The 24,740-nt window shown below is 73.5% G+C and carries 22 protein-coding genes and 1 pseudogene; 7 read left to right on the top strand and 16 right to left on the bottom strand.

The window, feature by feature from the left end:
- Positions 1-37: 37 nt before the first annotated feature.
- From KIS93_RS46510 to KIS93_RS46485, 7 genes are all read right to left on the bottom strand, one after another.
- Complete coding sequence (locus KIS93_RS46510) at positions 38-493, bottom strand: MerR family transcriptional regulator (RefSeq protein ID WP_080041698.1); 456 nt, start codon at positions 491-493, stop codon at positions 38-40.
- Positions 494-547: 54 nt separating this feature from the next.
- On the bottom strand, positions 548-859 hold the full coding sequence (locus KIS93_RS69565; protein ID WP_471633759.1) for an MDR/zinc-dependent alcohol dehydrogenase-like family protein: 312 nt from the start codon (positions 857-859) through the stop codon (positions 548-550).
- 3 nt (positions 860-862) lie between these two features.
- Positions 863-1,567 (bottom strand): MDR family NADP-dependent oxidoreductase, encoded by a 705-nt coding sequence (locus KIS93_RS46505; RefSeq protein ID WP_471633758.1) that lies wholly within the window; start codon positions 1,565-1,567, stop codon positions 863-865.
- A gap of 148 nt (positions 1,568-1,715) precedes the next feature.
- Entirely contained in the window at positions 1,716-3,221 is a 1,506-nt protein-coding gene (locus tag KIS93_RS46500) for a PepSY-associated TM helix domain-containing protein (protein ID WP_080041697.1), read from the bottom strand.
- A gap of 689 nt (positions 3,222-3,910) precedes the next feature.
- Positions 3,911-4,585 (bottom strand): hypothetical protein, encoded by a 675-nt coding sequence (locus KIS93_RS46495; RefSeq protein ID WP_080041696.1) that lies wholly within the window; start codon positions 4,583-4,585, stop codon positions 3,911-3,913.
- 80 nt (positions 4,586-4,665) lie between these two features.
- Positions 4,666-5,754 (bottom strand): polysaccharide deacetylase family protein, encoded by a 1,089-nt coding sequence (locus KIS93_RS46490; RefSeq protein ID WP_186404825.1) that lies wholly within the window; start codon positions 5,752-5,754, stop codon positions 4,666-4,668.
- A complete protein-coding gene (locus KIS93_RS46485; protein ID WP_186404824.1) occupies positions 5,672-6,271 on the bottom strand; it encodes a LysR substrate-binding domain-containing protein in 600 nt (199 codons plus the stop codon). The genes KIS93_RS46490 and KIS93_RS46485 overlap by 83 nt, the downstream gene beginning before the upstream one ends.
- A gap of 23 nt (positions 6,272-6,294) precedes the next feature.
- Here KIS93_RS46485 and KIS93_RS46480 point away from each other — a divergent pair, with 23 nt between their 5' ends.
- Positions 6,295-9,555, top strand: coding sequence for a glucodextranase DOMON-like domain-containing protein (locus tag KIS93_RS46480; protein WP_080041694.1), 3,261 nt, complete (start codon positions 6,295-6,297; stop codon positions 9,553-9,555).
- Between the two features lie 6 nt (positions 9,556-9,561).
- Here KIS93_RS46480 and qcrB (KIS93_RS46475) read toward each other — a convergent pair whose 3' ends face one another.
- Entirely contained in the window at positions 9,562-11,073 is a 1,512-nt protein-coding gene (gene qcrB, locus KIS93_RS46475) for a cytochrome bc1 complex cytochrome b subunit (RefSeq protein ID WP_080041693.1), read from the bottom strand.
- 68 nt (positions 11,074-11,141) lie between these two features.
- Positions 11,142-12,248 carry a cytochrome bc1 complex cytochrome b subunit gene (gene qcrB, locus KIS93_RS46470; RefSeq protein ID WP_222107899.1) on the bottom strand — a complete coding sequence of 369 codons (1,107 nt, stop codon included), beginning with the start codon at positions 12,246-12,248 and terminating at the stop codon, positions 11,142-11,144.
- 22 nt (positions 12,249-12,270) lie between these two features.
- Here qcrB (KIS93_RS46470) and KIS93_RS63885 point away from each other — a divergent pair, with 22 nt between their 5' ends.
- A complete protein-coding gene (locus KIS93_RS63885; RefSeq protein WP_222107898.1) occupies positions 12,271-12,429 on the top strand; it encodes a hypothetical protein in 159 nt (52 codons plus the stop codon).
- A gap of 96 nt (positions 12,430-12,525) precedes the next feature.
- Here the strand turns inward: KIS93_RS63885 and KIS93_RS46465 are convergent, their stop codons facing one another.
- Entirely contained in the window at positions 12,526-13,221 is a 696-nt protein-coding gene (locus KIS93_RS46465) for a hypothetical protein (protein WP_155128314.1), read from the bottom strand.
- Positions 13,222-13,343: 122 nt separating this feature from the next.
- Between KIS93_RS46465 and KIS93_RS46460 the strand changes: the two genes are divergently transcribed.
- Entirely contained in the window at positions 13,344-14,537 is a 1,194-nt protein-coding gene (locus KIS93_RS46460) for a L,D-transpeptidase (RefSeq protein ID WP_080041690.1), read from the top strand.
- Positions 14,538-14,859: 322 nt separating this feature from the next.
- Here KIS93_RS46460 and KIS93_RS46455 read toward each other — a convergent pair whose 3' ends face one another.
- Both KIS93_RS46455 and KIS93_RS67900 read right to left on the bottom strand, forming a co-directional pair.
- Positions 14,860-15,543 (bottom strand): response regulator, encoded by a 684-nt coding sequence (locus tag KIS93_RS46455; RefSeq protein ID WP_080041689.1) that lies wholly within the window; start codon positions 15,541-15,543, stop codon positions 14,860-14,862.
- Complete coding sequence (locus KIS93_RS67900; protein WP_080047103.1) at positions 15,540-16,688, bottom strand: sensor histidine kinase; 1,149 nt, start codon at positions 16,686-16,688, stop codon at positions 15,540-15,542. The genes KIS93_RS46455 and KIS93_RS67900 overlap by 4 nt, the downstream gene beginning before the upstream one ends.
- A 153-nt stretch (positions 16,689-16,841) precedes the next feature.
- Here KIS93_RS67900 and KIS93_RS46445 point away from each other — a divergent pair, with 153 nt between their 5' ends.
- From KIS93_RS46445 to KIS93_RS46435, 3 genes are all read left to right on the top strand, one after another.
- Positions 16,842-17,261: a hypothetical protein gene (locus tag KIS93_RS46445; RefSeq protein WP_080041688.1), complete on the top strand. Its 420-nt coding sequence runs from the start codon at positions 16,842-16,844 to the stop codon at positions 17,259-17,261.
- Positions 17,262-17,382: 121 nt separating this feature from the next.
- Entirely contained in the window at positions 17,383-18,861 is a 1,479-nt protein-coding gene (locus KIS93_RS46440; protein ID WP_186404823.1) for a multicopper oxidase family protein, read from the top strand.
- A gap of 105 nt (positions 18,862-18,966) precedes the next feature.
- Positions 18,967-19,833: a fumarylacetoacetate hydrolase family protein gene (locus KIS93_RS46435; RefSeq protein ID WP_080041686.1), complete on the top strand. Its 867-nt coding sequence runs from the start codon at positions 18,967-18,969 to the stop codon at positions 19,831-19,833.
- A 69-nt stretch (positions 19,834-19,902) separates the two neighbouring features.
- On the opposite strand, the gene KIS93_RS46430 is transcribed toward KIS93_RS46435, so the two are convergent.
- The 4 genes and pseudogenes from KIS93_RS46430 to KIS93_RS46420 form a co-directional block, all read right to left on the bottom strand.
- Positions 19,903-21,159, bottom strand: coding sequence for a glycosyl hydrolase family 28-related protein (locus KIS93_RS46430; RefSeq protein ID WP_420895889.1), 1,257 nt, complete (start codon positions 21,157-21,159; stop codon positions 19,903-19,905).
- 93 nt (positions 21,160-21,252) lie between these two features.
- A pseudogene (locus tag KIS93_RS69300) lies at positions 21,253-21,893 on the bottom strand (glycosyl hydrolase family 28-related protein); the annotation flags it as partial.
- 101 nt (positions 21,894-21,994) lie between these two features.
- Entirely contained in the window at positions 21,995-22,726 is a 732-nt protein-coding gene (locus KIS93_RS46425) for a cache domain-containing protein (RefSeq protein WP_080041684.1), read from the bottom strand.
- 68 nt (positions 22,727-22,794) lie between these two features.
- The gene (locus tag KIS93_RS46420; RefSeq protein ID WP_222107895.1) at positions 22,795-23,595 is read right to left on the bottom strand and encodes a FadR/GntR family transcriptional regulator; all 801 of its coding nucleotides are present in this window, start codon (positions 23,593-23,595) and stop codon (positions 22,795-22,797) included.
- Between the two features lie 84 nt (positions 23,596-23,679).
- Between KIS93_RS46420 and KIS93_RS46415 the strand changes: the two genes are divergently transcribed.
- A complete protein-coding gene (locus KIS93_RS46415) occupies positions 23,680-24,714 on the top strand; it encodes an ABC transporter ATP-binding protein (protein ID WP_080041682.1) in 1,035 nt (344 codons plus the stop codon).
- Positions 24,715-24,740 lie beyond the last annotated feature (26 nt).

The following is a 24,740-nucleotide window of genomic DNA, read 5'->3' as shown; positions in this document are numbered from 1 at the left end:
TCACGCGTCCGCTGAACGGCGGGTACGGGGCGTCCGCTCACGCGCCGGCCGGTCGGTGGGCGTGGGCCTCGGCCCGGTCGTCCGCCGGTCGGTGGGCGTGGGGCTCGGCCCTTTCGCCCGCCGGCCGGCGGGCGCGGTCGAGCCAGGGCATGCGCGCGGCCACCTGGTCGCGTAGCCGGGTGAGGGTGGCGATGCGCTCGTCCAGGGCGGCCAGGCGCCGCTCGGCCACCTCGTAGTCGGCCTCGCAACTCGGGTGGTAGCAGATCACCGGCGGCAGGTCACCGTCCAGGTGCGGCAGGAACGACTGCACGTCCTCGACGGTGAAGCCGGACGTCAGCAGGTCGCGGATGTTGCGCACGCGGCGCGCCGCGTCCGGCCCGTAGACGCGGTAACCGGCCGGCGTGCGCTCGGAGGTGAGCAGGCCCTGCTCCTCGTAGAAGCGCAGGGCACGAGGGGTGGTGCCGGTCTCGCGGGCCAGTTCGCCGATGAGCATGTCGCGGGTCGTTCCCTTCGCTTGTACGTCCGGTCGCTTGTATATCCGGACGGCTCAACGCGCCAGCCGCACCACGACCTTCCCGGTGTAGGCGCCGCGGATCAGGCCGAGGAGGGCGGCGGGGGCGCTGTCGAGCCCGTCGAGCACCGTCTCGTCGTACACGATCGAACCGTCCGCCAGCCACGCGCGCAACCGCCGGCCGAACTCGGGCGCGAGGTCGAAATGGTCGGACACCCGGAAGCCACGCAACGTGATCCGCTTGCCGATCAGCGCCAGCGGATCGCCGACCGGCCCGGCATCGGGGCTCCCGCCCGCGCTCTGCCGGGACAGGGCGCCGCAGAGGGCGACCCGGCCGTGCACGTTCATGACCTAAAGGGCGGCACGCAACTGCTCGCCTCCCACGTTGTCGAAGTACACGTCCACGCCGCCGGGCGCGGCCTCGCGCAGCCGTTCGGCGAGCGGAGCGTCGTGGTGGTCGAAGGCCGCGTCGAAACCGAGCACCCCGGTGAGGCGGGCCACCTTCTCCGGCGAGCCGGCGCTGCCCACCACCCGCCCGGCGCCCAGCAGCCGGGCGATCTGCCCCGCCATGCCGCCGGTGGCGCCGGCCGCGCTGGAGACGAAGACGGTCTCGCCCGTACGCAGCCCCGCCACCGCCGTCAGCCCCGCGTAGGCGACGAGCCCGAACCCGAGATGGAACGACGGCGACGGGTACGCGTCCGGATCCACCTGGCGCACCTCGCCCGCCTCGGCCAGCGCGTACTCCCGCCAGCCGAGCCGGTGCACCACGGTCGCGCCCTCCCGGACGGACGGGTCGCGGGACAGCACCACCTCGCCGACCGCGTCGCCGTACAGCGGGGCCCCGACCTCGTACGCCGGCATGGGCAGGCCGGGGTAGGCGCCGATCAGCATGAGCATGCCGGGGTCCACGGACATGTAGAGGTTGCGGATGAGCACCTGGCCGGGGCCGACGTCGGGGACGGCGGTCTCGGCCAACTGGAAGGAGTCGAGGCCGGGCAGCCCGTCGGGGCGGGCGGCCAGGCGGATCTCACGGTTCTTCGTCGCGGTCGTGGTCATGGGAGCGACGCTAAGGATTGACGTATACGTGAAGGTCAAGCTTCGCGCCGACAAACCCGGTCACGTCCGTCGAGCTGAAGCCCCGAACGCCCCTCAGGCAAGCACCGGAGGGGCGTTCGGTCGCTCAGGAGCCGCCCGGCGGGAGCGGTCAGCCGAGGAGGCGGGCGAGCGCCGGGACACGCCGCAGCAGGAGCCGGTCCGCCAGCAGCGCCGCCGCCATCGTCACCCCCGCCAGCGGGAACAGCAGGCCCAGCACCGCCATCACGGCGATCACCCCGTACGTGGTGCGCCGGTCCGTGCTGCGGGCCGGGGCGCCGGCGCGGCCTCGCGGGCGGCGCTTCCACCACATCCACGCGCCCGTCACCACCAGCGTGATGATGGTCAGGCAGGCGCCCAGCATCACGAGCAGGTTCGCGGTGCCGTAGCGGCGGCCCTCGTGCAGCGTGACGCCCTGCTCGACGGCCTTGGCCAGCACGCCGTACTCCGCCCAGCCGTAGGAGACCAGCACCCGGCCGCTGTACTGGTCGACGTGGAGGGTCTGCGCGGCCGACGGGTCGCGGCGCGGGTCGGTCACGATCGTGTAGACCCCTCGGGGCCCGTCCGGCAGGAGGACCTTGAGGTCGCACTCGGCCGGCGGGCAGGACCGGATCGCGGGCCGGACGGCGGCCAGGGCGTCCTCGATCGGCAGGGCACCGGGCTGCAGGACGCCGTGCGCGCTACCGTGCCCCGCATGCCCGTCCTGCGAGGACCCGTCTTGCGAGGACCCGTTCTGCGAGGGCCCGTCCTGGGAGGGCGGTACCGGAAGGCGTTCGGCCGCCCAGGGCACCTTGGCGTCCGGGTTGGCGGACAGGTCGCCGGACAGGGGCGGGGTCGAGGTGTGCGGGAAGTCGTCGGCGCTCGGGTAGGTCGAGCCCGTACGCTCCTGGAGGCGCTGCAGGCCGTCACCCCACACGCCCGACCACGGCAGGCCGGACAGCACGAGGAACACGACCACCGTGCCGCCGCCCAGCCCCGTCAGGATGTGCAGCCGCCGCAGCCGGCCGCGTCCCGCCCGGGCCGGCTTCCTGCGGGTACGCCGGCCGCTCCACCACAGGTAGGAGCCGGTGGCGACGAGGATCAGCGCCCAGCAGGCGGCGGTCTCCACGACCCGGTCCCCGACCGTGCCGGACATGAGCTCGCCGTGGATCGTCCGGACGACGCGCATGAACGTGGCCCCGTCGTCGATCTGCCCGACCACCGTCGCCGTGCCCGGATCCACGTACACGGAGACGCCCTGCGCGAAGGGGCCCGTGTCGGCGCCCTGGAGGATGACGCGGGTGGTGCGGTCAGGCGCGGTGGGCGGGATGACGGACATGACGGGCGCGCCCGGCCGGGCCTGCTGGGCGGCGGCGACCTGCTCCGACAGCGGACGCGCCGCGGCGGCGGGCACGGGCTCGGCGAGGGTGCGGACGTCCTGGTAGCGCCACTCCTCGAAAGGCTCCTTGAACAGGTAGATGGCGCCGGTGACGGCCAGGACGAGCAGGACGGGGGCGACGACGAGGCCGGCGTAGAAGTGCCAGCGCCAGACGGCCCGGTAACGCTGGGACGAGGAGGGGGCGGGGGATTTGGCCGGGGGTGTGAAGGGGGTTTCCGGGCGCGTTTCGACCGAGGTCATGGGGGGCTCCGTTCCGGAGTGCGCGCGTTGGATGAAGTCAGGGGGTTGGGGTGGCGTGCGTGGCCGACCTCCGCACCGCCGCGGGAGCCTCCGCACGCGGTCGCGAGAGGGCATGCGGGGGTGTGCGGGGGAGACCACGGTCAGGTGGTCGCACGAGTGCGGGGCAGGCAGGCACTGGGGTGCGCCGGCGCCGGGCTCACGCAGGTGCGGTCAAGGCAGCAAGGCAGGGCAAGGTACGTGAGAGGTGCGGGCACCTTCGTGCCGCACCCGGCTCGTCACGTGAGCCGCGGCCGAACCGGAGACGGTCGCCACGACCTGCCGCTGCCATGCCGCTCGCAGGCTGCGAGGGCGACACGGCTGGCAGGTCGCCCATGTCGCTCGCGAGTGGCGGTGGTGACGCGGCTCGCAGGTCGCGCTGCCATGTCGCTCGCGGGTGGCGATGGTGACGCGCCTCGCGGGGACGATGCCGCTCGCGGGTGGCGAGGGCGACGCGGCTTCCGGGTCGCGCTGCCATGCCGCCCGTGGGTCGCGAGGGCGACGTGACGCGCGGGGCGCGCTGCGATGCCGCTCGCGGGTGGCGATGGTGACGCAGGTCGCGGGAGTGATGCCGCTCGCGGGTCGCGGTGGCCATGCCCCTCGCAGGTCGCGATGGCGCCTCGCAGGTCGGGGACGATGCCGCCGGCCGCTGGTCAGCGGGGTGGGCCTCGCCGGCACAGGGTCCAGGCGAGCACCTGGGAGGTGAGAACGGCTGTGGTGCCCGCGCTCACCGGTGCCGGCGCCCGGAGAGGAAGGGCGGCGAGCGCGGTGGCGCGGGCGGTCAGAAGGGCCCACAGGTCGTGCAGCGAGCAGGCCAGGAGCCGCAGCAGCGCGGCCAGCGCGGTCTCGCCGCAGTCCAGCCACCACGCCGACACGGCCGCCACCAGCACGTGTGCCAGCAGCATGCCGATCCCGCTGTAGAGGCCGCCGCCATGGTGGTCGGCGAGGCCGGTGGTGAGGCCGGTGGTGAGGCTGGTGGTGAGGGCGGTGGTGTCGGCGCCAGGGGCGGTGTGGTGGTGGGGCGGGGCGAGGGTGCCGGCGGTGAAGAGCTGGTGCATGCCGTACTGGGCGGCGAAGGAGGCGGTGAGCAGCGTACCGAGGGATCGTCTGCGGCGGGCCAGCGCGAACGCGCCCGCACCCGTCGCGACCGTCGCCGCGACCACCGTGCCCAGGCCGGTGATCGGCCCGCCGGCCAGGACGTGCATCCCGAGGGCGGCGAGCACGCAGACGACCGCGAACACCGCCGCCCGCAGCCCGCGCAGGCCGGGCCGCCCGGCCTGCGCGGTGTCCCTGCTGCCGGTGCCGCATCCTTTCTGGTCGGGGTTCATGCGCGATCACCGCTCACACCGACAGATACGCCGGCCGCCGGGCCCCGGTTCACCGGATGTGAGAGAAGTTCGCGAGCCAGTCAGCCGCGGCTGTAGACGAGGCGTGGCGGCCGGCCGCCGAAGAGCTGGCTGACGGTCACGAACCGGTAGCCGCGCTTGGACAGGGTCCGCAGCACCTTCGGGATGGCGCGCACGGTCGTGGGGTGGATGTCGTGGAACAGGATGACGCTGCCCGGACGGACCGACTTGATCGCCTTGCGGGCCACCCTGGCGCTGTTGCGGTATCGCCAGTCGAGGGTGTCGACGCTCCACAACACCAGCGGTCGCTTGGCCTGCCGCCGCACGCTCGCGTCGAACGCGCCGTACGGCGGGCGGACGAGCGCCGGCCTGACCCCGGTGGCCGCCTCGACGGCCCGGTCGGTGCGGGCGAGCTGCGAGCGGATCGCCTTGGCGGGCAACCTCGACAGGTCGGGGTGCGACCAGCTGTGGTTGCCGATCTCGTGCCCCGCCGCGTGCGCCCGGCGCACGATGCCCGGGTACGCGGTGACGTTCTGCCCGACGACGAAGAACGTGGCGCGCGCGTCGTAGGCGGCGAGGGTCCGCAGCAGGGTCTTCGTGTACGGGCCAGGACCGTCGTCGAAGGTGAGCGCCACGCACTTGACCCGGCGGCAGTCGACCGAGCCGGCGTCGGCCGGCGCGGTGCTGCCGACCCCGGCTAAGGCGCCCCGGCGGTGGCGGTCGCCGTCGGCGTGGCCGGCGGCCCGGTGGGTGTGGCCGGCGGCGATGTGGTGGTGGTTGCCGGCGGCGCCGTCGGTGTGGCGTGCGGCGAGGGCACCGTGGTCCGCGGCGCCGTGATGGTGGTCGTGGTGGTGGTCCGATGCGCGGGCGTGCCCGCCTGCGGCGCAAGAGCGCCCGCCTGCGGCGCGGGTGTGCCCGTCTGCGGTGTAGGCGTGCCCGTCTGCGGTGTAGGCGTGCCCGTCTGCGGCGCAGGCGTGCCCGTCTGCCGCCCAGGCGTGGTCGCGACGACCGCGGCCCGTGCGGCTTGCGTCGTGGTGACGAGCGTGCCCGCCCCGCTGAGCGCCGCCGTCAGTGTGACCGCGGCGATCGCTCGCGCGGCCCCCGTCCCGCGCCGGCCGTCCGGGCCCGCGCGGCGTCCCGCCGATGTGCATGGTTCCCCCAGTGAGCACCGCCCCCGGTGCCGTCTCCCCGTACGGAGCCCCAGGTGGGGCCCGTGTGGTGATCCCGGCGTCTGGACGGGCGCCAGGATCGTTCCAAAGGGTTGGACTCCTGGCGGTTGCTCCTGGTTCGCACCGGAACGCGTTCTGGACGACGGATGTCAGGCGTGGCCGACCGAGCGCAGGCCCGCCACACGAGCCCGTGGACGAAGTGGGGGTTGCGGGCGTGCCGGATGGCGCTGGGCAGGAAGCCGTTGTCGCGGCACGCCTCCAGCACGTGGTCGTAGAGCTGCGGCGCCATCTCCCTGGGGAAGATCACGAGGGAGCAGCCGTCGAGCGTGCGCAGGCGGACGACGTCCTGCTCGGCGGCGGGATGGCCGGCGGGGAGCACGACGCCCAGCGGCCGGTGCACGACCCGGCTGGACTCGAGGCCGACGGTGTCGCAGGGATCGCCGTCGTTCCCGCGGCACGGGGTTGACAGCCGCGCGAGGCTGGTCTTCTCTCGTCCCATCGGGGTAGGGAGGGGAGCCCCGCATGAACGCGATCCGCCGATCCGCGCTGGCCCTGATCGTCGTCGTCGCGCTCATCACCGTCCCCCGAGACCCGGTGCTCGCCCGGACCCCCGCGCCGGGCGGGCCCGGCGTCCCGTCGCACTTCGGCCTGGCCCGCAAGGACTGCGTCGGCACCGCGGCGGGGCGCGCCTCCAAGGTCTGGTACACGGTGGCGGGCGGCGTCCTGTCCGACGTGTACGAGCCCACGATCGACAACACGAACGTCGAGACCCTGCAGTTCGCCGTCACCGACGGCCGGACGTTCACCGAGCTGCAGGCCCGAGACACCACCTACGAGGTGAGCACCGACCACTCGGGCATGACGTGCACGATCACCTCCGCGAGCAGGGCGGGCCGCTACCGCCTGACCACCACCTACCTGACCGACCCCGACAGGAACGCGGTGGTCGTGCGGGCCCGCCTCCAGCCGCCCACCCTGCGCCTGTACGCCAGGCTGGACGCGAGCGTGAACGGCAACGGCGGCGGCGGAACGCCCAACGGCGGCCCCGACAGCGGCGTGGTGGACGCCACGACCGGCGCCCCCGTCGTCTGGGACGACAACACGCGGACCTCGGCCCCGGCCCGCGACTACGCCGTCCCCACCCACCTGGCGCTGCGCGCGGAGCGGCGCCTGCCGCAGGCGAGTGTGGGCTACGCCGGCACGCCCAGTGACGGCGCCGTCCAGCTCGACGCCGCCCGCGAGCTGACCCCTTACACCGAGGCGCCCGCCGGCAACGTGGTGGCCACCGCCCGGCTGCCGATCGACGCCAGGGGAGAGGTCACGTTCGCGCTGGGCTTCGGCCGCGACCGGGCCGCCGCGCTGCGGACCGCCGACGCCGCCGCCGCGCGCCCGTTCGAGGTCACCCGGGCCCGGTACGAGGCCGGCTGGGCCGCCTATGACGCGACCCTGCGCAGGCCGCCCGCCGCGCTGGCCGACTTCTACCGGCTCTCCGCCAACGTGCTCAAGGCCAGCGAGGACAAGACGTTCCCCGGCGCGGTCGTCGCGTCCCTGGCCAGCCCGTGGGGGCAGGCGATCGGCGCGGGCGAGCTGGTCGGCGGCGAGGCCGTCTACTTCGGCTCCTACCGCGAGGTGTTCGCCCGCGACCTGTACGAGGCGTTCACCGGCTTCCTGGCCGCCGGGGACCTGGCGACGGCCCGCGCCACGGCCCGCTTCCTGCTGGAACGCCAGCAACTGCCCGACGGCCGCCTGCCCCGCAACTCGCTGCTCAACGGGAAACTGGCCCCCGACTCGGGCGGCGACCAGCTCGACGAGACCGCGTACCCGATCCTGATGGCCTACCAGTCCGGGCTGAGCGGCGTGTGGGAGGACGTGCGGGCGGCGGCCGACTTCCTCGTCTCGCACGGCCCGGCGTTCGGCGTGGAGCGGTGGGAGGAGCAGTCGGGGTACTCGCCGTCCACGATCGCGGCCGAGATCGCCGCGCTCGTCGCGGCGGGCGAGCTGGCGACCGGGAACGGCGACCAGGCCCGGGCCCGCGTCTACCGCGCCACGGCCGACCACTTCGCCCGCTCGATCAAGGCGTGGACGGTCACCACGACCGGCCCGTACGCCCCCCGCTCCTTCCTGCGCCTGTCCCGCACCGGCGACCCGGACGCCGCCGTCAGCTACAACCTGGGCAACGGCGGCCCCACCGAGGACCAGCGCCGGGTGGTGGACGCGGGCTTCCTGGAGCTGACCAGGCTCGGCATCCTGCCGCCCGACGACCCGGACGTGCTGGCCAGCCTGCCCGTCGTGGACCGGGTGATCAGGCGCGACACGGCGAGCGGCCCCGGCTGGTACCGCTACGGCTCCGACACCCCCGGCACCGAGGACGGCTACGGCGACTGCCACGAGCCCGACCCCACCGCCTGCGCGCCGTCCGGCAAGCCGTGGCCCACCGGCAACAACGGAAGCGGTCACGTGTGGCCGGTGCTGGCCGGCGAGCGCGCCGAGCAGGCGCTTCAGACCGGCGACCAGGCCGGCGCCGCCCGGCTGCTGACCGCCATGCGGGCGATGGCGTCCGGCACCGGGCTCATCCCCGAGCAAGCGTGGGAGAACGTCGCCCTGCCCGCCTCCCCGTACGGCACCGACCCGGCCACCGCCTCGATCGGCTTCCGCGACGGCGGCCCGGCCGGCTCGGCGTCCCCGCTGACGTGGGCGCAGGCCCAGGTGGTCCGGCTCGTCCTCTCCCTCGGCTCCACCCGGCCGGTCGAGCAGCCCGACGTGGTGCGCCGCCGCTACGCCGACCCGCCCCAGGCCGCCCCGCTCACCGTCACCGCCCCCGCCGACGGCACCGCCGTGCCCGGCACGTCGGTGGCCGTCACGGGCACGACCGTCCCCGGCGCCCGCGTCGAGGTGGCCGCCACGCCCATCGACACCGGCGCGCCCACCCGGGTCGTCTCGGTACGGGCGGGCGCGGACGGCGCCTTCACCGCCTCGGCCCCGGTCGCGTTCGGCGAGGTCGTGCTCGCCGTGACGGCCACCACCTCCGACGGGCGGCGCACCGGGTACGCCCGGCGAACGGTCGTCGGTGACATCGTGGGCGCCACTACGGTGCTCGACGCCGATGACCCCGAGGGCGACGACGACGGGCCCGGCACGTACGCGTACCCGACCGCCGCCGACTTCCACGACGGCGCCTTCGACCTGCGCAGGTTCCAGGTCATCACCGACGACAGCACCGTCTACCTGCGGGCCGCGCTGCGCGACCTCACTCCCACGTTCGGCAACCAGATGGGCGCGCAGCTCCTCGACGTGTACGTCCGGGACCCGGCGGCCACCACCACCTCGACGGAGGCCGCGTTCCCGCAGCGCAACCACCGCATCGCCGAGCAGGACGGGTGGAGCCAGCGGGTGGAGGCGCAGGGCTTCGCCGCCCCCGTCTGGGTGGCGGCGGACGGGACGGCGAAGGCCGGGGCCGTGGTCCGGGCGTCAGGCAGCACGCGGACGATCACGATCGCGCTGCCCAGGGCCGTCTTCGGCACGCCGGGCCCGGGGTGGCGCTTCGCCGTGGTGCTCGCCGGTCAGGACGGGTTCAGCCCCGACCAGGCCAGGTCGTTCGCCGCGACGCCGCAGCCGTACCAGTTCGGGGTGTGCGCCGAGGGCGGCACGGCCCCGCTGTGCGCGGTGGACCCGGGCACCGTGCCCAAGGCGCTCGACGTGCTCGTGCCCCCGGGGCGGTCGCAGGCGGACGTGCTGAACCCGCTCCTCGGCCCCGTCACCGTCCCGGCGGTGCAGGTGCCCTGATTCCGCTCAACCGTCCCAGGAGCGCTGCAACGCGTCCTGGAGCCGCCGCTTGGCCGGGGGCGGCACGTCGCCCTCGACCACCGGCGGCAGCTCCGGCCGGGCGGGCGGCACCAGCACCGCCGCCTCCTCCTCGCCGACCGGCCGCTCCACCTCGGTGTAGCCGCCTTCGACGCCGCGCACGATCACGCCGGTCTCCACGCCGTGCTCGACCGTGTGCCGGTCGCGGGCCCGCAGCCCCAGGCAGATGCGCCGCGTGACGACGAACGCCAGCACCGGCCCGGCCACGACGGCCACCCGGAAGATCCACGTGGTGGCGTACAACGAGATGTGGAACGTGGTGGCGATCAGGTCGTTGCCGCCCGCCGCCCACAGCACGCCGTAGTACACGACGCCGGCGACCCCGAGCCCGGCCCGCACCGGCACGTCGCGCGGCCGGTCGAGCAGGTGGTGGATGGCCTGGTCGCGGGTCACCCACCGCTCCACGAACGGGTAGACGGCCAGCGCGGTGAACAGCAGCCCCGGCGCCACCAGCGCGGGGATCAGCACGCTCATCGTGACCGTCTGCCCGAACACGGTGAACTCCCACGGCGGCATGATCCGCAGCGCGCCCTCAAGGAAGCCCATGTACCAGTCGGGCTGGGACCCGGCGCTGACGTGGCCCGGCATGTACGGCCCGTACAGCCAGATCGGGTTGATCTGGAACACGGTGGCCAGCAGCGCGACCACCCCGGTCACCCACAGGAAGAACACCGTCGTCTTGGCCAGGAACGCGGGGAAGAACGGCGCCCCGCGCACCACCCGGTCGTTCAGCCCCTTGGCGCGGAACTGGGTGTGCGTCTGCCGCCAGGTCAGCACCACCGCGTGCAGCGGGATGAGCAGCAGCAGGATCCCGGGCACGAGCAGCACGTGGATGCTGTAGAGCCGGGGGATGACGTCCTCGCCGGGGAACTCGCCGCCGAACAGGAACATCGCGACGTACGTGCCGACCAGCGGCACGGAGATCGTCACCCCGTGCAGGATCCGCAGCCCGGCGCCCGAGAGCAGGTCGTCGGGCAGCGAGTAGCCGAACAGGCCGTTCAGCATGACCAGCGCGAACAGGGCGACGCCGATCAGCCAGTTCAGGTCGCGCGGCTTGCGGAAGGCGCCGGTGAAGAAGTTGCGCAGCGCGTGCACCACGATGGCGGCCAGGAAGATCAGCGTGGCCCAGTGGTGCATCTGCCGCATCAGCAGGCCGCCGCGCACCTCGAAGCTGATGTCCAGCGACGAGGCGTACGCCTCGCTCATGGTGACGCCGCGCAGCGGCACGTAGACGCCGTCGTAGACGACCTCGCGCATGCTCGGCTTGAAGAAGAGCGTCAGGAAGACGCCCGTCAGGAGGATCACCACGAAGGCGTACAGGGCGATCTCCCCGAGCAGGAACGTCCAGTGGTCGGGGAAGATCTTGCGCATCGCCTTCTTCACGAACCCGGCGCCGCCGAGCCGGTCGTCCAGCGCTCTGGCCAGAGAGCTGCCTTGCATAGCCACCCCGCATACGGCTTGGTTTCTCGTTCAGAACCAAGACGGCGCAGGGCGGCCGATTGTGACACTCACCGGCCGATGAATTTCGGCCGGGGCTCGGCGGGCGGCGTCAGCACCCCCTTCTCCTCCTCGGTCATCGGCCGCGTGACCTCGGTGTAAGCCCCCTCCGGACCGCGCACGATCAGCCCGGTCTCCACGCCGTGCGCGGCCTGGTGCCGGTCGCGCGCCTGCAGCGCCAGGCACAGCCGCCGGGTGACCTCGAACGCCACCACCGGCCCGAGCACGAGTGCGATCCGCAGCGTCCACGTGGTCGCGTACAGCGAGACGTGGAAGGTGTGGGCGATGACGTCGTTGCCGCCGGCCGTCCACAGCACGCCGTAGTACACGATGCCCGCCATCCCGAGCCCGGTCCGCCCCGGCACGTCGCGCGGCCGGTCGAGCAGGTTGTGCACGGCCCGGTCCCCGGTGAGCCACCGCTCGACGAACGGGTAGGCGGCCAGCCCGGCGAACAGCAGCGCCGGCGCCGCGAGCGCGGGGATCAGCACGCTCATGCTCACCGTGTGACCGAACGCCGTGAACTCCCACGGCGGCATCAGCCGCAGCGCCCCCTCCAGGAAGCCCATGTACCAGTCGGGCTGCGAGCCGGCGCTGACCGTGCTCGGCACGTACGGCCCGTACAGCCAGATCGGGTTGACCTGGAAGACGGTGGCCATCAGCGCGACCACCCCGGCCACCAGCAGCAGGTACGCCGTCGTCTTCGCGATGAACGCGGGGAAGAACGGCGCCCCGCTCACCTGGTGGTCGGCCACCCCCTTCTCCCGGAACTGCGTGTGCGTCTGCCGCCACGTCAGCACCACCGCGTGCAGCGGGATGAGCACGAGTAGGAGCCCGGGGATCAGCAGCACGTGCAGGCTGTAGAGGCGGGGGATGATGTCGGCGCCGGGGAACTCGCCGCCGAACAGGAACGTCGCCAGGTACGTCCCCACCAGCGGCACCGACACCGTCACGCCGTGCAGGATCCGCAGCCCGGCCCCCGACAGCAGGTCGTCCGGCAGCGAGTACCCGAACAGGCCGTTGAGCATCACCAGGCCGAACAGGGCCACGCCGATCAGCCAGTTCAGCTCGCGCGGCCGGCGGAAGGAACCGGTGAAGAAGTTGCGCAGCAGGTGCACCACGATCCCGCCGAGGAAGATCAGCGTGGACCAGTGGTGCGACGCCGGTGACCAGCACGACCACGAAGGCGTACAGGGCGATCTCGCCCAGCAGGAACGACCAGTGGTTGTTGAACGCCTTGCGCATCGCCCGGTCGAGGAACCGGGCGCCGCCGAACCGATCGTCCAGCGCCCTGACCAGTGAGCCACCCTTCATCGCCACCCCGCACCCGGCTCGGTTTCATCGTCGTACCGGAGGACCGGGCAGGGGTGGCGAGTCGTGACAGCCGCCGGCGGATCGTCAGGCGAAGCGCTCCACGGTGACGGGGATGAGGCCCTGCTCGCGGACGGCCTGCCGGTGGTGGTGCAGCAGCGCGCCGAGCGCCGTGATCGGGCCCGAGCCGAGGCGCGCGGTCACGTCCACGCACCAGGCGATGCCCGCCCCGATCCGGCGCAGCTCCCACGTGAAGCCGTGGCCGCCGGCGCTGGCGGAGGCCGCGCCGACCACGCGCGGGTCGCCGGTGGGCTCCAGGCGCAGTGCCGTACGGGCGTTGGCCAGCCCGGTCTCGCCGAGCTCACCGGCGAACAGGATGCGGTAGCGGCGCGCTCTGGAGGAGCCGTTGCCGAGGTTGAGCGGGGCCGTGGTGGGCAGCGGGCGGCGCTCCTGGAAGAGCGTGCGCAGCCCGGCCTCCTCCGGCAGGCCGCCGCCGCCCAGCAGCTTGAAGGCCCGCACCGCCTCCTGCCTGCTCACCGGCTTCACCCGCGAGCGCAGATCGGTGTCGGCGCGGATGGCCCGGCTCAGCTCGGCCGAGGCGGACCAGGCCCCGATCTCCGCCACCCACTCGGCGCCGTCGATGCCGGCCGCCGTGTAGTCGTCACACAGGACGAACTCCTCCACCAAAAGCCCTGCGGGCGATCGATCGCCCGCCGTCGGGGAGATCAGGTAGTAGTCCACCGGCCCATGATTGTGGTCGGCGGAACGCCAGATCAAGATCATCGCAACGCGCCGCGCCGTCGTGTTCGCATGGGTTCGGTCAATACGGGAAGAGGTCCGCCGGATCGCCGATAACGGTCTAATGTGAATGACTGCCTATACGTCAGGCGCGGGAGGCATCAGGGATGCGGAACGGCCGGACCAACCAGACAATCCTCACCATCTGCGCGGCGGCACTGGCCGTGGCCGCCGGATGCAGCACGACCGGCGGCGGCGAAGCGCCCGCCGTACCGTCGCAGGAACAGCAACAGGGCCCGGTGGCCAAGCTGTCGATCACGCCCGCCGACGGCACCAGGAAGGTCGCCCCCGACACCGGCATCACCGTCAAGGCCACCGGCGGCCAAGTCACGAAGGTGACCGTGGCCGACGCCAAGGGCCACGCCGTGAAGGGCGCCGTCGGAGCCGACGGCCAGTGGCGGCCCGAGTGGCCGCTGCGGCCCTCGACCGCCTACACCGTCAGCGCCGAGGCGAAGGGCACCGACGGCAAGCAGGTCACCGGCACCTCCACGTTCACCACGCTCAAGCCGAAACGGGCGCTGGAGAGCGGCATGTCGCCCCTCGACGGCGAGAAGGTCGGCGTCGGCATGCCCGTCCAGCTCCTGCTCTCCCAGCCCGTCACCTCCCGCGAGGCCAGGGCCGCCGTCGAGCGGTCGCTGGTGGTGCGCATGTCGCAGCCGGTCGAGGGCGCGTGGAGCTGGGTGAGCGACCGCGAGGTCCAGTTCAGGCCGCGCGAGTACTGGCCGGTGGGGGAGAAGGTCACCGTCGTGGCCCACCTCGCGGGCCTGCGCGCCGGACCGGGCCTGTGGGGCACCAAGGACCGCAGCCTGTCCTTCACCGTCGGCCCCGAGCACATCACCAAGGTCAACGCCCGGACCCACCAGGCCGTCGTCCGCGCGAACGGCAAGGTCGTCAGGACCATCCCCGTCAGCCTCGGCAAACCCGGCGACGACAGCTACTCCGGCACCATGATCGCCCAGGAGAAGGCCGCCGAGACCGTCATGGACTCCGCCACCATCGGCGAGCCCGGCGAGTACCGCATCAAGACCAAGTGGAACGTCCGCATGACCTACAGCGGCACCTTCTTCCACGCCGCCCCCTGGTCGACCGGCGCCCAGGGCAGCTCCAACGTCAGCCACGGCTGCGTGAACGCCAGCCCCGCCAACGCCAAATGGTTCTACGAGTTCACCCAGCGCGGCGACATCATCGAGGTCACCGGCACCTCCCGCAAGCTGCGCTTCGGCAACGGGCCCACGCCCTGGGCCAAGTCGTGGGAGGACTGGCTGGCCGGGAGCGCGCTCGGCAAGCCCGTGAACGGGTGATTTCACCGGATATTTGGCGCCGATTTTCCGGTGCCGAATCCGAATTCCCGATATTTTCACCGGCCCCCGGCGGCATACCATGGAGGAAACAGGAGTGCCGTCCCGGTCAATTGAGCAGATAAACCGAGTCCGTTGGAGGGGCGAATTCGGGAAAGCCTCGTGCTTGCTGTGAAGGCGCGCCGGCGGCGCTTCCGCGCACAGGGAAGGTGGCGTGATAACGGGTGCCTGCTTACGGAGCCTGGCGGGGGCTGCACCGGCTCCCCGCCATCGCCCTGTGGCTGCTGATCTGGCTGCTGAACGCCTACGAGTTCCTGCTGGCGATCTAGAGCGCGGTGCCGGGCACCACGAGGCCCGACTCGTAGGCGAAGACCACGAGCTGGGCCCGGTCGCGCACGCCCAGCTTGATCATCGACCTGCTCACGTGGGTCTTCGCCGTGGCCGCGCTGATCACCAGGTGCTCGGCGATCTCCTCGTTCGACAGGCCGCGCGCCACCAGGGCGACGATCTCGCGCTCCCTCGCCGTCAGCCGGTCCTGGCCCGCGACGAGGGCCGGGCGGGGCGGGGTGCTCACGTACTCCTCGATCAGGCGGCGCGTCACCGACGGCGACAGCAGCGCGTCGCCGCGCGCCGCCACCCGCACCGACTGCAGCAGGTCGCCCGGCTCGATGTCCTTCAGCAGGAAGCCGCTGGCGCCCGCCCTCAGCGCGGCGAAGACGTACTCGTCCAGGGCGTAGTTCGTGAGGATCACCACGCGCACGCCGTTCAGCTCCGGGGTGGCGCCGATCCTGCGGGTGGCCTGGATGCCGTCCAGCAGCGGCATGCGCACGTCGAGCAGGGCCACGTCGGGCAGCAGCCGCCCGGCCAGCTCCACCGCCTGCGCGCCGTCGCCGGCCTCGCCCACCACCACGATGTCGTCGGTGAGCTCCAGCAGGGCCCTGAAACCGGCGCGGATCAGCGGCTGGTCGTCGGCCAGCAGCACCCTGACAGGCTGAGATCCCCCGCTCACGCCGCCGCTCCGGACGGGAGCTCCGCGCGTACCGTGAAGCCGCCGTGCTCGCCGGGGCCCGCCGTCAGGCAGCCGCCGACGGCGACCGCGCGCTCGCGCATCCCGATCAACCCCATCCCCGGCCCGGCCGTGCCCGGCTCGCCGTCGTTCTCCACCAGCAGCACGACCTTCGCACGATCGTAGGCGACCGCCACCGTGACGGCCGCCGCGCCCGCGTGCCGCAGCACGTTCGTGAGCGCCTCCTGCGCGATCCGGTACGCGGCCCGGTCCACCTCCGGCGGCAGCGCGTACGGGTCGCCCGACACCGTGTGCGCCACCCGCAGCCCCGCCCCCTCGGCCCTGGACACCAGGCGCGGCAGCCCCGACAGCCCCGCCTCGGCCCCCTCCGGGTCGCTCTGCCGCAGGACGCCCAGGGTGGCGCGCAGCTCGTGCATCGCCTCCTGGCCCGACTCCCTGATCGCCGCCAGCGCCTCCTTGACCCGCTCCGGCCTGCGCTCCAGCAGCTCCATCGCGAGCGCCGCCTGCACGTTCACCACCGAGATGCTGTGGGTCAGCGAGTCGTGCAGCTCCTGCGCGATCCACAGCCGCTCCTCGCCGGCCCGCCGCAGCGCCGCCTCCTCCCGGGTCCGCTCCGCCTCCCGCGCCCGCTCCGCCTCCGCCTCGGCTCGTCGTTCCACCGCGTGCAGGTACGCGCGGCGGCCGCGCGTCACCTCGCCCACCACCACCATGGCCACCAGCCAGCCGCTCAGCAGCATCATCCAGTTGCCCGCCGCCGGATCGTCCGACGACAGCGCCATCAGCCCGTACACCGGCACCGCCAGGCCCAGCGCCAGCCAGATCGCGTCCCCGCGCCGGCCCAGCACGGCCAGGGTGTAGATCGAGGCCAGCGCGGGCGCGGCGGCGAACACGCCCGGATAGTGGGCGGCGTAGTACACGACGCCGCAGGCCGCCGCCACGATCCCGGCGGCCAGCGGGGCGCTGCGCCGGAAGGCGAGCGACAGGGCCGCGATCGTGATCAGCGCCAGGCCCGCCGGGTCGAGCGGCCGCTCGTACGGGCCCGTCCACGACAGGTTCGCGTACGTGGCCGGCACGATCGCGACCAGGCTGCCCACCGCGATGAGCGTGTCCGTTCTGCGGCTGTCCATGCCCATAAGGTAGCCATCGCCGCCCTGGGCGGGCGTCATCCCCGTGGCGTACGTTTCCCGCCCCGCACCCGCCGCGTACGCCCCCGGGAGTACGGCCCGGTGCCGCCCCGCGCGGGATGTGGCCGGACCGCCCGCCGAAGGAGCATTCCCGGCATGACCTCCTCGGACTCCACACCGGCGCCGCGCGCCTGGATCGTCTGGTCGTTGCGGGTGACGGCCACGGCGCACCTGGCGGGCGTCCTCGCGCAGGCCGCCCTGGCCGGGCTGTTCGTCACCGGCGACGTCGACCTGCTGACCTGGCACCGCGACAACGGCGGCTTCACCCACGCCGTGCTCTACCTGCAACTCCTGGCGGCCGTCCTGCTGTGGCGGCCCGGCCGGGGAGCGGGGTGGCCGGCGGTGGCCAGTGCGGGGCTCGTGGTGGTGGAGACGGTGCAGGTGGCACTGGGGCAGTGGCGCGTGCTCGGCGGCCACTTCCCGCTCGGGATGGCGATCTTCGGCCTGTCGGCCGTCTTCACCGCCTGGACCTGGCTGGCCCTCCGCCGGCGCACGAGCGCGGCGGGTGCGGCATGAGCCGAAGCCAGGCCCGCGGCACAGGCGAAGGCGCAGGGCGCGATGCGGGCACGAGGCCCGGCGCGGGTGCCGGGCGCGATGCGGGCACGAGGCCCGGCGCGGGTGCCGGGCGGCCGGGGGGATGGTCGCGGCGCGGGTTGCTCGGGCTGCTCGGCGGGCCGGGCTGGCCGTGGCCGGGTGCGGCGGGGACGCCGAGAGCGCCGGTGAGCTGCTGGCCGGCAGGGCGCGCCTGCCGGAGCCGTTCACCGTGCCGCTGCCGATCCCCGAGGTGGCCAGGCCGGTGCGCCCCGGCCGGTACGAGGTGACGCAGCGGGTGGCGGCCGTCGAGATCCTGCCCGGCCTGCGCACCGAGGTGTGGGGGTACGGCGGCACCTTCCCCGGCCCCACGTTCGAGCTGCGGCGCGGCACCCCCGCCGTGCTCCGCGTGCGCAACGAGCTGCCCGTGCCCACCTCCACCCACCTGCACGGCGGCGTCAACCCGCCCGGCTCGGACGGCTACCCGACCGACCTCGTCGTCCCCGCCGGCCACGCCGCCCCGCACGGCCATCCGGGCGAGGTGCACCACCCGGTCGTCAAGGACTACCGCTACCCGGTGGAGCAGCGCGCCGCCACGCTCTGGTACCACGACCACCGGATGGACTTCACCGCGCCGCAGGTGTGGCGGGGGCTGGCCGGGATGGTGCTGGTCCGGGACGAGGAGGAGGACGCGCTGCCGCTCCCGAGGGGCGAGCGGGAGCTGCCGCTGATGATCTGCGACCGGTCGTTCGAGGAGGACGGCTCCTTCCGCTACCCCCAAGCCCACGGCGGGCACGGGCACTCGCACGCGCGCGACCCCGACTTCATGGAGGGCGTCGAGGGTGACGTGATCCTGGTCAACGGGGCGCCCTGGCCGGTGGCCGAGGTGACGGCCACGCGGCACCGGCTGCGGCTGGTGAACGCCTCCAACGCCCGCAGGTACCGCCTGCGGCTGTCGCCGGGCGGCCGGTTCACGCAGGTCGGCAGCGACGCGGGCCTGCTGGCCGCGCCGGTCGCGCACGACACGATCACGATGGCGCCGGGCGAGCGGTTCGACGTCGTCGTGGACTTCTCCGCCTACCCGCCCGGCAGCACGGTCACGCTGCTGAACACGCTGGCCGGCGGCCCGGCGGGCAACGTCATGCGTTTCGTCGTCACCCGCCGGGCGCCGGACGACACCGCCGTGCCCGCCGTCCTGTCCCGCCCGCCGGGCCGCCCGCGTCCCGTCGCCGCCCGTACGTTCGACTTCCGCAGGACGGACGAGTCGTGGACGATCAACGGCCACCGCTACCGGCCGGGGGTGCCGCTGGCGCGCCCGCGTCTGGGCACCGCCGAGGTCTGGCGGCTGACCAGCGACTTCCACCATCCCGTGCACCTGCACCTGGCCCACTTCCAGGTGCTGGCCAGGAACGGCCGGCCGCCGGCGGCGACGGACGCGGGCTGGAAGGACACGGTGGACGTGCGCCCGTACGAGGTCGTGGACGTGCTGGCCCGCTTCGACGGCCACCGGGGCCGTTACATGCTGCACTGCCACAATCTGGAGCACGAGGACATGGCGATGATGGCGGACTTCGACGTGATCTGACGGGGAGGGGCCTCCCGCTCACTGCGACAAACTACTAAGTTGATCCCATAGGGGACATTCATCGGATGACATGTGCCCCCTCGTTCGATGGAGCTAGGAGCAGGCATGCAGATCGTACGGTTCACCAGCCCACTGACCAGCGCAGACGCGGTCGGGGTGGACGACGGTGAGCAGGTGGTGGAGCTGTCGGGGATCACCAGCGTGGGCGAGCTGCTCCGGCTGTCCTCCGATGAGCTGCGGGAGCGCTGCGCCTCCGCCGACGGGACCCGGCACCCGTCCGGCTCCGTGCCGCTGCTGCCGCCCGTGGACGGGCGCATGGAGGTGTGGGCGGCCGGCGTCACCTACCGCCGCTCGCGGGAGGCGCGCGTGCTGGAGAGCGAGCGGGCCGCCGACGTGTACGAGCTGGTGTACGACGCCGAGCGGCCCGAGCTGTTCTTCAAGTCGGTGGCGTGGAAGGTCGCCGGGCACGGCGGGCGTATCGCGGTGCGCGCGGACTCCGAGATCGACGTGCCGGAGCCGGAGCTCGGCCTGGTGCTGAACGCGGCCGGGGAGATCGTCGGCTACACCGTCGTGGACGACGTCAGCTCCCGCACCATCGAGGGCGTCAACCCGCTCTACCTGCCGCAGGCCAAGATCTACCTCGGTGCCTGCGCGGTCGGGCCGGCGATCAGGCCCGCCTGGGAGGTCGCGGACCCGTACGCGCTGGACATCTCGCTCGGCATCGCCCGGGCGGGGGAGACGGTCTGGGAGGGCAAGGCCAGCACCTCGCAGCTCAACCGCCGCCTCGACGACCTGGCCGGCTACCTCTACCGCGCCGACGTCTTCCCCGACGGCGCCGTGCTGGCCACCGGCACGTGCCTGGTGCCGGACCTGCCGTTCACGCTGCACGACGGCGACACGGTCACGATCGGCATCGCCGAGATCGGCACCCTGTCCACCACCGTGGTCAGGGGCGTCCCCGACCTGACCTGACCGGGCCCGCCACGGCGTGACCCGCCGCACCGCCTGCCGGGAGGGGGCCGCCTGCCCGGCAGGCGGGGGTCACCAGGGGGACGGGGCGGGCGGCGGGACGACCGGCGGGCGGTCGTCGCAGGTGATCGTGTTGGGCAGCAGCCAGGGCGCCAGCCAGCCGCCGTCGTTCCCGCCGCGATCCTCCAGGGAGAACTCGGAACCGGTGGCGGGGAAGCCGAACGAGCCGCAGTTGTTGACGCCCACCGCGCCGACGTTGCGGGCGTCGACGTTCTCGAACGTGGCCGACCCCTTCACCCGGGCGCTGACCACCGACGTGCCGGTGCCGTCCACGCGCAGGTCCTTGAAGTGCACGTTCGTGATCGCGTACAGGTCCTTCACCGACCACTCGCTCACCAGCATGATCGCGTTGTAGGTGGTGTCGAGGAAGTCGTTGCCGGTGACGCGGATGTCGGCGGCGATGTCCCGCTCCAGCGCGTAGAACCAGATGGCGCCCAGCCCGATGTTCCAGTTCAGCTCGTACGTGCCGGCGCGCACGGTGGTGTTGCCGGTGATGTCGAGGCGGCCGGCGAACGGCTCGGCGCCGAAGCGGGAGCCGACCTGGAGCGCGCTGCCCTCCCTGACGGGGTCGGCGACGAGGTTGCCCGAGATCGTGTTGTCGGTGCCGCCGTAGACGGCGATGCCGTTGGCCAGGACGGGCGACTGCACGGTGTTGTGGTCGAACGTGTTGCCCGCGTTCGCGCTCTTCTCCGACCACATGGCCAGGGCGTCGTCGCCGCTGTTGCGGATGAAGCTGTTCGAGACGGACGAGTTCGTGACGCCGGTGTGGAAGTTCACGGCGTCGGCGATCTGGTCGACGATGATCGTGTTCGTGACGCGCAGGTTCGACATCGGGCCGTCGAACCACATGCCGGCCTTGGTGTGCCGGATGTGCAGGCCGTCGATGGTGGAGTCGCTCATCGCGCCGCCGATGCCGTTGACCTGGTCGGTGTCGATGCGCTCGCGGACGTCGCCCTCGATCGCGAAGCCCGACAGGTGCACGTTGCGGCTGCCGCCCTCGGCGGCGGGCCTGCCGTAGAAGCCGACGCCGGTGTGCACGGAGCCGTCGGGCGCCTGTTCGGGCAGGGCGACCTCGCGGCCCTTGACGACGGTGTACCAGCTGCCCGCGCCGGTGATCGTCACGTCGTCGACGATGATGTGCCGGTTCACCTGGTACGTGCCCGGCGGCAGGTACACCTTCAGCCGCTTGCGCTTGGCGTACGCGATGGCCTGCTCGATCGCGCCCGCGGAGTCGCGCCGGCCGGTCGGGTCCGCGCCGAAGGCCAGCACGTTCGCCGCGCGCAGCTCCACCTTGGGCGGGCCGACGAGCTCGGAGTCGAGCAGGTCGATGACCGTCCACTCCGCCGCCCGGCCCGCCGGCGCGGTCAGCCGGACGCGGTCGCCCGCCCGGTAGGTGCGGCCGAGGAGCAGGCGCTGCTCGTCGTAGAAGTGGCTGGGCCGGAACGGCTTGGCGATGACGGGCGGCGGCGTGGTCGCGGCGGGCACGCAGGCGCACTCGGTGATCCACCAGTCGGGGTGCAGCAGGCCGGCGCCGGGGTCGTTGGAGAACGGGTACTGGTTGTAGAGCCAGGAGTACTGCGAGGTCAGCGTCATCGTGGTGCGGCGCCCGCCGTTGACGGTGACGTCGAGCGGCGCGGTGATGCCGCCCCGCCGGGCGCGTCGGGGATGCTGTAGCGCACGGTGATCGCGTTCGCCCTGGCGGGCAGCGTGAACTCGACGTGCTGCCCGGGCGCCAGCCGCACCGCCTTGCGCCCGGACGCCTCGGCGGGCAGCGTGTACGCGCTGCGGTCGGGGCCGATGACCGTGCCGTTCGTGGCCGCGTTCTCCGCCTCCTGCTCGTCGAACGCCACGGCGGCGCCCCGGCCCGCGACGAGCGCCGGATCCAGCGCCGCCCGCGTCACTTCCGGCGCCGGCGCCGAGGAAGCCGCCAGGGCGGGCGGGGCCGTCAGCCCGCAGGCGACGGCGGCCACGAGGAGCGCCGCGGTGAGGGTGCTACGGGGCATGCGTGCTCGATTCTCTCGGGGGGTGAGGCGACAGTAGGCCCCGCGCACACCGCTCCACAAGAGCCTGTGAACGACTTTCAGTAATCCCTCAAATTCTTGCGTTAAGACCGCAAGGGGCTTGCGGCGCTTGCGGCGACGACCGACAGCGGCAGCCCGTCGCACGGATGCACGGCGAACCCCGCCTCGCCACGGAACACCGACCCGCCGATCCACCTGGCGGTGTTGGACGCCACGACCCGCCCGGCCGCGCTGATCACGAACGCCGGCACCGGCACCTCCCGCAGCACCGGCACCACCGCCCCCTCGAACCGCCGCACGAACACGTCCGCCGCCGCCACCCCCACGAACGCGCCCCCGGCCGTCACCGGCACCGACAGCGTGAGGCTGTACTCGTCGGTGCACAGGTAGTCCACGTACGGCCCGCAGATCGTCCGCTCCGCCCCCTCGCTCGGCCCCGCGTACCACTCCCAGTGCGTGTAGTCGTAGAACGCGCTGCTGGCCGGGTCGAGGTCGCGCAGGAGCTGCACCGGCGGGCCCGACGGGTCGTCCTGCCACCACTCCAGGTACCACGGCGCGTCCGCCAGCAGGCCCGGCGCGGCGATGAACCCGATGCCCGCGATGAGCCCGCCGAGGTGGCGGAAGAGCAGCGGCCGCAGGGCCGCCAGGTCGCCCCTGGTCAGGGGCCGCCGGGCGCGGGCGAGCGCGGCGGTGCGGGCGCGCACCTCGTCCAGGACGGTGAACACGCCCCGCACGGTCTCGCCGATGCGGGAGACGGCCCGCCCGACGGGCGCGGTCGCGGCGGTGGGCGGGACGGGAGTCGGGGGCTGGGGCATCGCGCTGCTACCTCCGTGCCGGTGGTCGCGCCCGGCACGGCCGGAGGCTCCCGCTCCGCGGCGCGCGGTCAGCCGTCAGCCGAGCCGCAACCGCAGCTCGATGAGCCGTTCGATCGCGTCGAGCACATGCTGTTCGGCCAGGTCGCGGCCAGGTCGGGGTCGGCGCGGCGGATGGCCTCGGCGATGGCGCGATGCTGGGCCGTGGCCTCATCGTGCCTGCCGGGCTCGTCGTACGGAAGCCAGAGCAACGGCCCGATGTCGGCCTGTAACCGGATCTCCTCCTGAGTGAGTCGTGCCGACTGGGAGGCGGCGGCCACCTCGATGTGAAACCGCCCGTCGAGCCGGCGCAACACCGCTCCATGATCGGCGGCGGCACCTGGTCCGCCCGCCGCGCCTGCCCCCGCCGCAGCGCCCGTCTCCGCCGCGGCGGCGCGGGCGCGGGCCATGGCGTCGAGGGTGCGCCGCAGGGGTGCGATGTCGCCGGGCAGGGCGCGCAGGGCCGCCAGCCGGGCCGCCGCGCCCGCGATGGCCGCGTAGTGGTCGCCCAGGTCGCGCAGCTCGTCCACGGTGAACGCGCGCAGCCGCGCCCCCAGCTCGGGCGGCTCGCTCGGCGTACGGACGAAGCTGCCGCCGCCGCGCCCGCGCCGCGTCTCGACCAGCCCCTGCTGGCGCAGCGCCATCAGCGCCTCCCGCAAGGTGACCGTGGAGACGCCGAGCCGGGCGGCCAGCTCGGCCTCGCTGGGCAGCTGCTCCCCGTCGGCCAGCAGGCCGAGCGCGATGGCGTCGGACAGGCGGCGCACGACCGCGTCCACCCGGCCGGCGCCTCCTACGGGCGCGAACACGGCCGGGTGGGATCCACTCGCGCCCATCGCCCCCCCACCTCTCCGACGTCAACGACATTGATACAGGAGCCGCCCTTGTCGCAAAACCTTTGAAATCATATGTTTCAGGTTATGCCAGGCAGTGAGACAGCCGTCGGCTTACGCGGGCTGCGCAAGGAGTTCGGGCCGGTCACGGCCGTCGACGGGATCGATCTGGAGGTCCGCGACGGCGAGTTCTTCGCGATGCTGGGGCCGTCCGGATCGGGCAAGACCACGGTGCTGCGCATGATCGCCGGCTTCGAGCCGCCCACGGCCGGCACGATCGAGCTGGGCGGCGCCGACGTCACCCGGCTGGCCCCGTTCGAGCGCGACGTCAACACCGTCTTCCAGGACTACGCCCTGTTCCCGCACATGAACGTGCTGGCCAACGTCGAGTACGGCCTGCGCGTGAAGAAGGTCCCCAAGGCCGAGCGGCGCGAGCGGGCCCTGGCCGCGCTGCGCTCGGTGCGGCTGGCGGGCTTCGAGTCCCGCCGCCCGGCCCAGCTCTCCGGCGGCCAGCGGCAGCGGGTCGCGCTGGCCAGGACGCTGGTCAACCGGCCGCGCGTGCTGCTGCTCGACGAGCCCCTGGGCGCGCTCGACCTCAAGCTGCGCGAGGAGATGCAGGTCGAGCTGAAGGAGCTGCAGCGCGCGGTCGGCATCACGTTCCTGTTCGTCACGCACGACCAGGAGGAGGCGCTGACGATGAGCGACCGGGTGGCGGTGTTCGACCGGGGCCGGATCGAGCAGGTCGGCACGCCCGCCGAGGTGTACGAGCGGCCCGCGACCGCGTTCGTGGCCGGGTTCGTCGGCACGTCCAACCTCATCGCGGGCGCCGCCGCCGAGAAGCTGCTCGGCCGCTCCGGCACGTACAGCGTGCGGCCGGAGAAGCTGCGCGTGGTGCCCGGCGCGGACGCCCTGGCCGGCCCCGACGAGCGCTCGGCGGCGGGGACGGTCGCGGAGGTCGTGTACGCGGGCCCCGCCACCCGGTTCGTCGTGGACCTCGACGCCGGCGGCCGGCTGATCGCCCTCCAGCAGAACCTCCAGGTCTCCTCCATGGAGGTGCTCGGCCTGAGAGGCGCCCGCGTCCGGCTCGTGTGGCAGCGGCGCCACGAGTTCGCCATCACCTGACCACCACCTCGCGACCCCGGAGGAGA

The sequence above is a fragment of the [Actinomadura] parvosata subsp. kistnae genome, from assembly GCF_900323885.1.
In the GTDB taxonomy this organism is placed as follows: domain Bacteria; phylum Actinomycetota; class Actinomycetes; order Streptosporangiales; family Streptosporangiaceae; genus Nonomuraea; species Nonomuraea composti.
This window is presented reverse-complemented; position numbering and strand designations above follow the sequence as displayed.